This window comes from Bradyrhizobium sp. Rc3b, assembly GCF_900114915.1.
Classification (GTDB): Bacteria; Pseudomonadota; Alphaproteobacteria; order Rhizobiales; family Xanthobacteraceae; genus Bradyrhizobium.
Genome location: NZ_FOUS01000018.1, coordinates 61,888 through 73,956, shown reverse-complemented (window position 1 = coordinate 73,956; position 12,069 = coordinate 61,888). Strand labels below are relative to the sequence as shown.

General features: G+C 64.1%; 10 protein-coding genes. 4 read left to right on the top strand and 6 right to left on the bottom strand.

The annotated features are described in order from the left end of the window. The first annotated feature begins 281 nt into the window (after positions 1–281). Positions 282–3,107: an ATP-binding protein gene (locus BM190_RS33215; RefSeq protein ID WP_092261801.1), complete on the top strand. Its 2,826-nt coding sequence runs from the start codon at positions 282–284 to the stop codon at positions 3,105–3,107. Between the two features lie 64 nt (positions 3,108–3,171). On the opposite strand, the gene BM190_RS33210 is transcribed toward BM190_RS33215, so the two are convergent. After that, a complete protein-coding gene (locus BM190_RS33210; RefSeq protein WP_092261800.1) occupies positions 3,172–3,570 on the bottom strand; it encodes a putative quinol monooxygenase in 399 nt (132 codons plus the stop codon). A 47-nt stretch (positions 3,571–3,617) separates the two neighbouring features. Continuing rightward, the gene (locus tag BM190_RS33205) at positions 3,618–4,457 is read right to left on the bottom strand and encodes a VOC family protein (RefSeq protein ID WP_177237444.1); all 840 of its coding nucleotides are present in this window, start codon (positions 4,455–4,457) and stop codon (positions 3,618–3,620) included. A 205-nt stretch (positions 4,458–4,662) separates the two neighbouring features. On the opposite strand from BM190_RS33205, the gene BM190_RS33200 reads away from it, so the two are divergent. The 3 genes from BM190_RS33200 to BM190_RS33190 all read left to right on the top strand — a co-directional run bounded on the left by BM190_RS33200 (position 4,663) and on the right by BM190_RS33190 (position 8,275). Further along, positions 4,663–6,126, top strand: a complete 1,464-nt coding sequence (locus BM190_RS33200) for a GH1 family beta-glucosidase (RefSeq protein ID WP_092261798.1) — start codon at positions 4,663–4,665, stop codon at positions 6,124–6,126. Positions 6,127–6,383: 257 nt separating this feature from the next. Beyond that, entirely contained in the window at positions 6,384–7,616 is a 1,233-nt protein-coding gene (locus tag BM190_RS33195; protein WP_092261797.1) for an acetyl-CoA C-acetyltransferase, read from the top strand. Positions 7,617–7,972: 356 nt separating this feature from the next. Then, a complete protein-coding gene (locus tag BM190_RS33190; RefSeq protein ID WP_018320691.1) occupies positions 7,973–8,275 on the top strand; it encodes an HU family DNA-binding protein in 303 nt (100 codons plus the stop codon). 72 nt (positions 8,276–8,347) lie between these two features. On the opposite strand, the gene BM190_RS40795 is transcribed toward BM190_RS33190, so the two are convergent. From BM190_RS40795 to BM190_RS33175, 4 genes are all read right to left on the bottom strand, one after another. Then, positions 8,348–8,503, bottom strand: coding sequence for a hypothetical protein (locus BM190_RS40795; RefSeq protein WP_177237443.1), 156 nt, complete (start codon positions 8,501–8,503; stop codon positions 8,348–8,350). A 5-nt stretch (positions 8,504–8,508) separates the two neighbouring features. Continuing rightward, positions 8,509–10,890 (bottom strand): endopeptidase La, encoded by a 2,382-nt coding sequence (lon, locus tag BM190_RS33185; protein WP_092261796.1) that lies wholly within the window; start codon positions 10,888–10,890, stop codon positions 8,509–8,511. Between the two features lie 8 nt (positions 10,891–10,898). Next, the gene (locus tag BM190_RS33180) at positions 10,899–11,282 is read right to left on the bottom strand and encodes an Hsp20/alpha crystallin family protein (RefSeq protein WP_092261795.1); all 384 of its coding nucleotides are present in this window, start codon (positions 11,280–11,282) and stop codon (positions 10,899–10,901) included. 179 nt (positions 11,283–11,461) lie between these two features. Then, the gene (locus tag BM190_RS33175; protein ID WP_092261794.1) at positions 11,462–12,028 is read right to left on the bottom strand and encodes a YciE/YciF ferroxidase family protein; all 567 of its coding nucleotides are present in this window, start codon (positions 12,026–12,028) and stop codon (positions 11,462–11,464) included. Positions 12,029–12,069 lie beyond the last annotated feature (41 nt).

Genomic DNA, 12,069 nt, shown 5'->3' with positions numbered 1-12,069 from the left:
GTCTGCGACAAATCGCGCGACCTAATTCGTGCCAATCGAGAAGAATTTCGCTCCGGTGACTGATAGCTCCGTTTATTCGTACCGGCTGAGCACTGGCCAGAACCGATGATCCTGCTTCGATCCGAATGTCCTCCGATCCTGGTTCCCAGGGTCCGGATCAATCGTTCTCTGCGCCCACGACACGTTGTCGGGTTGCTGCCGCCGGAAGGTCAGCGCTCGCTCGGTGCCTTCGCTGAGCTGTCGACCGATCGACCATCAGGGCGCTGAGGGCTGGGCAGGCGATGGCGGGTCCGGAAATCACGTTTGGACCGTTTCGTTTCAGCTTGGCCAGACGCTTGCTGTTGCACGGTGAGACTCACGTCAGGCTCGGCTCGCGTGCGGCCGCGATTCTGGGCGCCTTGCTGGAAGCTCCGGGTGAGCTCGTTTCAAGGGCCGTGCTCTACGATCGCGCATGGCCCGGGCGAACCGTGACCGAGGACAACCTGAAGGTTCAGATCTCCGGCCTGAGAAAGGCTCTGCTTGAATACGGAGACCTGATCCGCGCAGAGGCGTCCTTCGGCTACCGCTTCGTCGGAGACGTCGGCGTCTATCACCCATCGAAGCGCCGATCGCGCGCGCCCGGCGCGATGCATGCGCCGATCGGCCGCGCCGCGGTGATCGGCGACATCAGCGAGCTTCTGCAGAACGACCGGCTCGTCACCATCCTTGGGCCCGGCGGCATCGGCAAGACGACCGTCGCGCTTGCCGTGGCGAGCGAGCTTGAGAAATCCTATTGCGACGGAGTCTGCCTTGTCGAGCTCGACCGTATCACTGACGGAAGTCAGATCTATGCGGCCGTCACCGGCGCGCTTGATCTGCCGGTTCAGATGGCTGCAAGTCTCGATCAGGTCCTGCTTGCCCTTCATGGCCGGCGTCTGTTGCTTGTCCTGGATTCCTGCGAGCATGTCACCGAGAGCGTCGCGCTCCTCGTTGAAAGCGTGCTCAGCGGCACCCGCGACGTCCATATTCTGGTGACGACCCGCGAAACCCTGCGGATCGAAGGCGAACTTGTCTGGCGTCTCGATCCGCTCGAAACCCCGCCGTCGTCCGTTCCGGTGACAGCCGGAAACGTTCAGGATTATTCATCGGCAGAATTGTTCACGCGAACCGTCTGCCGGAGAGCGCCGAACTTCGCGATCGATGATACCGTCGCGGCCGCGATCGCGGATGTTTGCCGGCGCCTCGACGGGATGCCCCTGGCGATCGAACTCGCGGCGTCGATGGTCGACGTCCTCGGCATCGAAGAGGTTCGTCGCGGGCTCGACGAACGATTCTCCCTGCTCTGGGTGGATCGTCGGACCGCAATTCCGCGTCATCGCTCGCTCGCCGCAACGATCGACTGGAGCTACAATCTTCTTCCCAAAAGGGAGCGGGTGGTGCTCGGGCGCCTCTCCATTTTTGCCGGGCCTTTCACCCTCGGTGCTGCAATTGCGGTTGCAGGCGATGACGATCTGGACATGGGAGGTGTCCGCGAAGCGGTTGCCGCATTAGCGAGCAAGTCGTTTCTGAGCCTCGATCATCGGGCCGCGCCGCTGGAATATCGCTTGCTGGAGACCACCCGGGCCTACGCCACTCGGGCATCGGACGCGGCAGACGATCGGGAACGGGTGCACGAGCGCCATGCGCGCTATTTCCTCGACATGCTGGAGCGGAGGGATTGGGATGCCTGCGATTCCGTCGCGGACAGTGCACAGCTGCGTGGTTACATCGACGAGGTTCGCGTCGCTCTCGATTGGGCGTTTTCCGTCAAGCCCGGCCTCGGAATAGCGCTGGTTCTTGCAGCCGAACGTCTATGGCTCGAGTTCACCTCACTCGCGCAAGGCGTTCCTCATCTGGAGCTGGCGTTGCGCTTTGCCGACAGCAGTCCCGATGTCGGACCCGCCGTGAGATCTCGCGTGCTGGTCGCGCTCGCGGCGGCGCAGGTCTATGTACCGGGTCTTGAGGGTGCGAGCCTCTACGAGCACGCCTGGCGCGCAGCACAAATCGCGCGCGACGATCTCCTGGAGATGCGGGCGCTCTACGGCATCATCCAGAACATGCTCCTGACCAGGCGTCCCGCCTCGCCCTACATCGATGCGTTCGCGGCGGTATGCAGGAGATCGAACGATGCCGTGATGTCGAGGCTTCTCCTGCGCTGGTCCGCCTTCCAGGCCTTTGAGGCCTCCGATATGACGCTGGCGCACCAGAAATTCGAGGCGTTCTTGAATGACCGATCGGCGATTCCCCGGAGAGTTTCGCTCTATTTCGGCGGCATCGACTCGATCATCTCCTGCAAGGTCGGGCTCGGGCTTACGAAGTTCTATTTGGGTTATCCCGATCAGGCGCGGTCTCTGCTGGCATCTACCGTCAGCCAAGCGGAAAGCCAGGGCCACGTGACGACCCTGTACTTCGTGCTCGCGCAGGGAGCTATCTGGGCTCATCTTGCATCTGGCGATTTTCAACGTGTCAGACTCTATCTGCGGAAGCTCGAAGCTGTGTCCAGCCTCTATCGTCCATGGCGCGTTCTGGTCGATGTCTTTCAGGCTCTTCTGATCCGCGAGGAAGCCCGTGACCTGGAAGCGGCAGAACGCAGCCTGACCCACAATCTGCAGGACAGATTCATCCTGAAGACAGGGACGCTTCATCCGACCCTATGGGTTGAGCTCGCGGATACGCGACGCAGGCTGGGCGATCTGGATGGGGCGGAGGCTGCGGCAAAGCAGGCAATGACACAATGTCTCGGTGATCGGGACGGCCGACTCATTGGACGGCATCACCCCGTCCTCGCAAGGATCCTGATGGCGCGGAATCGGCCGGGCGATCTGAGCACCGCAAGGAGCCTGTTCAGGGGCGCGATCGAGTTGACGCGCGCTCAAGGTATCTATTTCCATGAATGCGATGCCAGTGTCGGTCTCGCCGAACTGGAGTTGATGGCCGGACGGGCGGAAGTCGCGCACGCCGTGCTCAAGGAGCTGTTGGGGCGTCTCGGCGATCGAGAGTGTGTGCCCGGACTTGACCGGGCACGCGAGATTCTTGACGAGCCCACAGCGGGGTCGATCGCCCCGCGGCAGATTGCCCGCTTGTCCTGAAGGTAAATTCAGCAATCAGGTTCAAGCGCTCGCTGCGGGCTCGCTGCGACGGCGAGGCGCGACTTCAACCTCCGTTGTGGCCGAGTATCTCCAGCCGCCTGACCACGACGCCCCCCTCGGCGAGCTCGGGGAGCCGGCCGAACCACTGCTGGACGTAGGGCATGGCATTGTGGGCCTCGAAGTCGTCGCGGCTTGCGAAGATCTCATAGAAGATGAAGCGTCCTGGTGTCTCGCGGTCCTCCTGGAAGAAGTAGACCAGGTTCTTGGGATCGCTTCGGACAAGCGCGACAAGCGGCAGCGTTGCCTCTCGAAGCGCGCGTTCCTTGCCCGGTTTGGCGCGGACTTCGGCGACGACCGAATAGGCGCCATCGGGAATGGTACGATAGCGAACGCCGTCGCGTTCCCGAGCGGTGGCTGATGCTGCGCCGGCCAGTGAAGCTGTGGCGACGAGGGCCAGAATCATTCGTTTCCGTGACATCATGGAGATCGTCCTTCTCTGCGATAATTGCTCTAGCCCCGCTGCTGGCGGGCGGCGAGCGCGTCGCTGAAGCGCTTCTTCACTGGACCCAGAGCCTTGACGAACTCGAGCTGCTCTCCCTCTGGGCCCTTGCAATAAATCAGCTCCCAGCCTTCCGAGAGGCCCTGCGTGATGCGATTGGTGTTCGACTCCATCGGGGCGGCGCGGCGCTGCTGCTCTGATGTCACGGTGATCACACGATTGGCCCGCACCTGGGTCATGCCGCGGCGCGCCGATTCTGCCTCCAGGTCGTGGATGAACTTGTTGAAGTCGACGTCATCCCTCACATAGAAGCAGATGTGCATGGAGCGCGGAAACGCCGGGCTCATGTGGTCGCGCGCTTCTGCGAAGCTGTCGCCGCTGCCCGATGGCTGGCCAGCGTCGCGATACTGCAGAAGCTCGATCACGACGTTGTCGAACTGGACGAAGCGTACGTCCAAACGTTGTGTGCCTCCCCTGAGATCGGGAACCCCGATCGTGCGCGGGTTGACATGGCGTTCGCGCGCTTCGATTTCCTGATCGGTCAAAAGCGTGTTGTGGATCGGTTCACCCTGGAAATCTCCGTCGCGGAAAATCTCGGTGCCGCCGAGCACTTCGGTGTAGAACTCGAAGGCGCGATTCATGTTTTGCACGGTCACGCCGAAATGCTGAACGCCTTGCAGCCGCGCGCCGAGTGGCGCGGAATCGCGAGCAACCGAAGCGGGGCGCGGAGCGCCTTGGGCATTTGCAGCCGCCGGGTTGGTTGCCGCCATTCCTGCCAGCATGGCCCCTGCCGTAAGGAGAACATCCCGGCGTCCAATGCCCGTCGTCTCAAAGTCTGTCTCTTCGCTCATCTTCCGTCTCCATCGCTTGACCGACATGGCGCGACGTAAAACTTGCTGGAGAACGGAGGGTTTTGCAGGTTAATTGAAGTAAATTCTGTCGTGGGTCGGTGTGCCACAATTCTGCATCCGCAAATCCCGACCCCACGGCTTCTCAAACCGCCTGCGACGCGCCATTGTGCCGCAGCATCAGCATCACCCTTGGAGCAGCATTACCATGTCGGACAAGGTCTCGCGTCGCCAGTTTGCCAAGCTGGCGGGATTGTCCGCGGCCGGAATGGCAAATCCTCTGGAGGCAGCCGACGCCAGGCCGGCATCGCCGCCGCGCAGCGGCGGCGGTTTCCCGGCGGGCTTCGTCTGGGGCACGGCGACCTCGTCCTATCAGGTCGAGGGCGCGGTCAACGAGGACGGGCGAGGGGCCTCGATCTGGGACAAGTTCGTGCGGATCCCCGGCAAGATCGAGGACGGCACCAACGGTGACCGCGCCAATGAGCACTATCACCGCTACAAGGAGGATATCGCGCTCATCAAGGCGCTCGGCTGCAAGGCCTACCGCTTCTCGGTGGCCTGGCCGCGGCTGTTTCCGGACGGCGACGGCAAGCCCAACCCGAAGGGGCTCGACTTCTACAATCGGCTCATTGACGAGCTCCTGAAGAACGGCATCGAGCCGTGGCTGACGCTCTATCATTGGGACCTGCCGCAATCACTGCAGGATCGCTTCGGCGGTTGGCGCTCGACGGAAACCTGCAAGATCTTCGGCGACTACGCAGCCTATGTCGCCGAGCATCTGACCGACCGCGTCAAGAACGTGTTCACGCTGAACGAGAGCGGCCGCTTCGTCTATTTCGGTTACGGCATCGGCATCGACGCGCCGGGCATGACGCTGCCGCAAGCCGAGGTCAACCAGATCAGGCACAACAGCGCGCTCGCGCACGGGCTCGCGGTGCAGGCGGTGCGCGCCCATGGCCGCCGCGGCACCAGAGTGGGGCCGGCCGAGAACATCGATGCCTGCGCGCCCGCGATCGACACGCCGGAGAACGTCCGTGCCGCGGAGATCGCGCTGCGCGAGATGAATGCCGGCTATCTCAACGTCATCATGACGGGCGGCTACACCGACGCCTTCCTGCAATTCGCCGGCCCCAATACGCCGAAATACACCGATGCGGAGCTGAAGATCATCTCCTCGCCGGTCGATTTCCTCGGCCTCAACATCTACGCGCCGCAGCACTATGTGGTGGCCTCCGACCAGGGCGCGGGCTTCATGCCGCTGCCGATCCCGAAATCGTTCCCGCACATGAACTCGGACTGGCTGCGCGTCGGACCGGAGACGCTCTATTGGGTGCCGAAGCTGGCGGCAAAGATCTGGAAGACGGATGCGATCTACATCAGCGAGAACGGCGCCTCCGGCGACGACGTCGTCACGCCGGACGGCAAGATCTACGACACCGACCGCATCATGTATCTGCGCAACTATCTCGCCCAGCTCCAGCGCGCCACCGCCGAGGGCGTGCCCGTGCGCGGCTATTTCCTCTGGAGCCTGATGGACAATTTCGAGTGGGTGTACGGCCTCAACAAGCGTTTCGGGCTGTACCACGTCAATTTCGACACCCAGGTCCGCACGCCGAAGCTCAGCGCCAGCTTCTATCGCAACGTGATCGCGAAGAACGCGGCGGGGGCGTGATGTCTTCGCCTCTCCCCGCGCGCGGCGAGAGGCCGGATTTTACGCGGAGCGGAAAATCCGGGTGAGGGGGAGTCTCCGCGAGTCCGTTTGTTACCGTTTTTGCCGAGGCAGCCCCTCGCCCCAACCCTCTCAGGGCGAGCGTAGCTCGTCCCGACCTCGTAAGAACGGGGAGAGGGAGTGCAGCAGCCGCGCATTGACTCCCTTCTCCCCCTGATTCAAAACCATCCGCAACAACCCACAACAAGAGGACAACGCCAATGGCCGACGCGCTGATCATCGATGCCTGCCGGACCCCGCGCGGCGTCGGCAAGGCCGGCAAGGGCGCGCTTTCCGGAATTCATCCGCAGCAGCTCGGCGCCACCGTGCTGCGCGCGCTCGCGGATCGGACCGGCATCAACACCGCGGATGTCGACGACATCGTCTGGGGCTGCAGCGCGCAGGTCGCAACGCAAAGCGGCGATCTCGGCCGTATGTCGGCGCTCGATGCCGGCTATGACGTGCGCGCCAGCGCCGTGACACTCGATCGCTTCTGCGGAAGCGGCATCACCAGCGTCAACATGGCCGCATCCTCGATCATGGCGGGCGCGGAAGACCTCGTCATCGCCGGCGGCTGCGAGATGATGTCGATGGAAGGACGCCGCGGCGGCGGCCCGATGATGATGGACGGCGGCAATCTGCGCCTGCGCGCCCGGCATCCGCAGTCGCATCAGGGCGTCTGTGCGGACGCGATCGCGACCATGGACGGCATCACGCGACAGGACGTCGACGCGCTCGGGCTCGAAAGCCAGAAGCGCGCCGCGCATGCCATGGCGAACGGCCACTTCAACAAGAGCCTCGTGCCCGTCCATCGCGAAGACGGCAGCCTCGCGCTCGACCACGAGGAATATCCGCGGCCGCAGACCACGATGGAGGGCCTCAGCAGCCTGAAGCCGGCCTTCCCGGCGATCGCCGACTACGCGCTCGATGACAAGGGCACGACCTATCGCGGCCTTATCCTGCAGAAATATCCTGATCTCGATATCGACTTCGTGCACCACGCCGGCAACTCGTCCGGTGTCGTCGACGGCGCCGCCGCGATCCTGTTGGCCTCGCCCGCTTACGCCAAAGCGCATGGCCTTAAAGCCCGCGCCCGTGTCGTCGCGATGGCCAATATGGGGGACTCGCCGACCCTGATGCTGAACGCGCCGGTGCCGGCCACGCGCAAGGTACTGGCGAAGGCGGGGTTGACCGTTGACGACATCGACCTGTTCGAGATCAACGAGGCGTTTGCGGTGGTTGCGGAAAAATATATCCGTGACCTCAAGCTCGATCGCGCCAGGGTCAACGTCAATGGCGGCTCGATCGCGCTCGGCCATCCCATCGGCGCCACCGGCTCGATCCTGATCGGCACCGTGCTCGACGAGCTCGAACGGCGCGACCTCAAGCGTGGTCTCGTCACCATGTGCGCCGCTGGCGGCATGGCGCCGGCCATCATCATCGAGCGCATCTAGCGCGAGCGAAGCTCGCCGCGCCTCTGTGGGAATAGGGTGAGGGAGCGGGTGAGACGTCCCAACGCGACGATCTAGCCTTATTTTCTAGGGCGAAACGCGCTTCTCCGCGCACAAAGAGGCACCTCGTCGCTTGTCGAAAGCGGCGAATCAGCTTTAGCAAGGTTGCGTGCGGGCCTTTGAAACAAGGTAAAATCCGCTGCCCGAGGCTTCTCCCGCTCCGGAAGTAGCTAAAAAGCAGGGTTTTTTGCCGCTGAGGGCCAAAAAAGCCCGTAAAACCGCGACAAAACTGTGCAGAAGGCTATAGGCCTTCGCCGGTTGGTCTAATATGCAACCGGCAACGAATCAGAGGAGACACGATGCCAACCCAAATGTCCAAATCGCAGTTGATCGAAAAGATTGCGACCGCCACCGAGCTTTCCAAGCGCGACGTCAAGAACGTCATGGAGACGCTGACCGACGTCGGTCACAAGGAGCTCAAGAAGAACGGCCTGTTCCTGGTGCCGGGCTTCGCCAAGTTCGTGGTCATCAAGAAGCCCGCGACCAAGGCGCGCAAGGGCACCAACCCGTTCACGGGTGAAGAGATGATGTTCAAGGCCAAGCCGGCCCGCAAGATCGTCCGCGCCCGCCCGGTCAAGGCGGCCAAGGACGCCGTGGGCTAACAACGCAAAGGCCCCCTCGGGTCGGAGGGGGCCTTTTGATTGGGGCAGCCGCGAGGGCCTGAGACGGAGGGCTCAACCCTTGCGGCGCTTCACCCGGACCGGAATGGGTTGAAGCTGCCGCCCGGCCGGCGCCAGCCCATCGCGAACCCGGTCGATCGCGCGATCGAGCAACTGGCGCAGCCGCTGTGTCGTCCGCGATCTCTTCGCTTTCTCCAGCAGTTTCTTCATCGCAGTCACTCCGCCGCTTCGACCTTGACCTCGACCGGCTCGAGCGCCGCGGCGATGGCTTCGTCGACGCGCTCCAGCCAGATGAATTCGAGGTTGTCCCGGGCGCTCTTCGGGATGTCGTCATAGTCCCGCTTGTTGCGCGCCGGCAGCATCACCCGCTTCAGGCCCGCCGCCGCGGCCGCCACCACCTTCTCCTTGATGCCGCCGACCGGCAGCACCAGGCCGCGTAGCGAGATCTCGCCGGTCATGGCGGTGTCGCTGCGCACCGTGCGGTTGGTGAGCAGGGACGTCAGCGCCGTGAACATCGCAACGCCCGCGCTCGGTCCGTCCTTCGGGGTTGCGCCCGCCGGAACGTGAACGTGGATGTCGCTCTTCTCGAACACCGACTGATCGATGCCGAGCTGCGTGGCTTTGCTCTTCACCAGCGTCAGCGCAGCCTGCACGCTCTCGCGCATGACCTCACCGAGCTGGCCGGTCAGGATCATGCCGCCCCGGCCAGGCACTCGCGAAGCCTCGATGAACAGGATGTCGCCGCCAACAGGCGTCCAGGCAAGGCCGGTGGCCACGCCCGGAATGCTGGTGCGCTGCGCGATCTCGCCCTCGAAGCGCGGCTGGCCGAGCACGGTGGCGATGTCCTTCGCTCCCACCACGACCTTCACGGCGGTGCCCTCAGCGACCTGCACTGCGGCATGCCGGAACAGCTTGCCGATCTCGCGCTCGAGGTTACGCACGCCGGCCTCGCGGGTGTAGCCCTTGACCACCAGCTTCAGCGCCTCCGGCTCGATCTCGGCCTGCTCGGCGGTCAAGCCGTTGGCCTCGAGCTGACGCCGTACCAGATAGCGCTTCGCGATCTCCAGCTTCTCCTCTTCGGTGTAGCCGGCGAGGCTGATCAGCTCCATGCGATCCAGCAGCGGACCCGGGATCTGGTCCAGCATGTTGGCGGTCGCGATGAACACCACGCGCGACAGGTCGAAGGGCACGCCCAGGTAATTGTCCCGGAACGTCCCGTTCTGCTCGGGGTCGAGCACCTCCAGCATGGCAGCTGACGGATCGCCCTGCACGCCACGGCCCATCTTGTCGATCTCGTCCAGCATCATGACGCAGTTGCGGCTGCCAGCCTTCTTGATGCCCTGGATGATGTTGCCGGGCAGCGCGCCGATATAGGTGCGCCGGTGACCGCGGATCTCGGCCTCGTCATGCACGCCGCCTAGGCTGACGCGCACGAAGGGGCGATCCATCGCACGCGCGATGGACTGGCCGAGCGAGGTCTTGCCGACGCCGGGCGGGCCGACGAAGCACAGGATCGGCGCCTTGCCCTGCGGGGCCAGCTTGCGCACCGCCAGATATTCGATGATCCGGCCCTTGATCTTCTCCAGGCCGAAATGGTCGGCGTCGAGGATGGCTCGCGCTTCCTTGATGTCGATCGGCTTCTCCGCGGGCAGCGCCCAGGGCAGCTCGATCAGCCAGTCGAGATAGGTGCGGACCATGCCGGCTTCGCCGGCCGCCTCTGGCATGCGTTCGTAGCGGCGCAGCTCCTTCCTGGCGTGCGCGTCCGCCTCCGGCGGCATGTTGGCCTTGGCGATGGCAGACGTCAGCTCGGCGACCTCGGCCGCCTTGCCGTCGCCTTCGCCGAGCTGGCGCTGGATGGTCGCCATCTGCTCGCGCAGGATCGCCTCGCGCTGCCGCTCGTCGAAGCTGGCGCGGGTCTTCTGGCCGATCTCATTGCTGATGCGCAGCACCTCCAGCCGCTCGGCCAGATGCTTGGACACCTTCTCGACGCGCAAGGCGAGGTCGATGGTCTCCAGTACCTCCTGCTTGTCCTGCGGCTTGATGTCCATGAACGAGGTCGCCAGATCCGCCAGCGCGCCGGGCGCGGTGGTGCCCTGGAACATCGCGGCCAGCTCGGGCGGCGCCTGCGGCAGCAGCTCGATCGCCTCGATCGCCTGGCGCTGCAGATTCAGCGCGCGCGCCTCGATCTCGGGCGAAGTCGTGGTCGGCTCCGGAATCTGCTGGATCCGCGCGGCCGGGAACGGCGTCCCCGGCAGGAAGTCGAGGATGCGCGCACGCTGCACGCCCTGGCAGACGATGTGATGGGTGCCGTCGGGCGCGGTGATGTAGCGCACGATGTTGGCGATGGTCGCGACCCGGTAGAGGTCGTCCGGCGTGGGATCGTCGACTTCGGGATTGCGCTGCAGGACGATGCCGATAGGCCGCTGCTCGCGCAGCGCCTGTTGCGCCGCCGCGATCGATTTCGGTCGCGCGATCGCGATCGGCCCGATCGCGCCGGGAAACAGCACCATGTCGCGTACGGCGACCATGATCAGCGCGTCTTCGGGGATCTTCACGTCGTTACTGGTCTGTTCGTTGTTCATCTGTTCGGTGGCCATGATCGACCTCAGGATTTGGCGAGGCGTAGCGCGACGCAGCCGTCCATCACGAAGCGGCTGATGGCGTAGCGGCCAAGGGGCAATGCAATGCGGCGCTCAAAACGCCCCTGCGGCAGCTCGAGCCGGTGGATGCGGGCGTTGCGAAGCTCCGGCGGAAGCGTGCGCTGGCCGGAGACGACGAGCACGCCGTCGTGAATCACCGTCTCGACATTGTCCGGATTGACGCCGGGAAGCGCGACCAGGATCAGCAGCTCATGCTCGGTTTCGAGCACGTCGATCGGCGGCTCCCAGCAGGCGTCCTGGCGGCCGAACTGCTGGCGCAGCCGCTCGGCGCGCGTCAGCTGGTCCAGGGCTTCGGACAGCATCCAGTCGAGGGGATTTTTGGGTTGCATGATGCGGGCTCAGGGGTGGGAAAGCCTGCATATGGGGCTGGTTCCGGGGAAATCCAGTGCAGTGGCGCTGACGTGCCATGCGCCGTCGTGCGATCGCAAAAGCAAACGCCGCGGCTTTGGCCCAAAATGCAAACGCCGCGGCTTTGGCCGCGGCGTTCCGTCATCGGCAGGGGCGCGGGTCAGGCCGCGGCGCGGTAATCTTCTTCCGCCTCGAGGTTGATCACGGACGTCGCCAGCTCGGTCAGCGTATGGTCGGTCGCCTCTTCTTCCTCCAGCGTCGCCTGAAGCAGCCTTGCTGCGTCCTGCATGCCGAGCTCCTCGGCCCAGGTGCGCAACGTGCCATAGCGGGAGATCTCGTAGTGCTCGACCGACTGGGCGGCCGCGAGCAGCCCCGCATCGAGTGCAGGTGCGCCCTTGAACTCTTTCATGATCTCGGCGCCCTCGTCGGTAATGCCGTTGATGGCCTCGCAGGGCTTGCCGCGTGCCGGCTTGCCCAGCATCTTGAAGATCTGGTCCAGACGCTTGACCTGGCCCTGGGTCTCACGCAGGTGCTTGTTGAAAGCGGCCGCCAGATCCTTCGATTGCGCGGCCTTGGCCATCTTCGGCAGCGTCTTGATGATCTTGTTCTCGGCGAAATAGATGTCCTTCAGCGTTTCCAGAAACAGGTCGCTGAGCATTTTCGGCGCCTGACGCGGTCGGCGCGCGGCGGTCTTCTTGGGTGCGCGTTTCTTCGCTCGTTTAGCCATATGTCCTCCTCTTGAGGTGACACGGGAAGGCATCTCCTTCC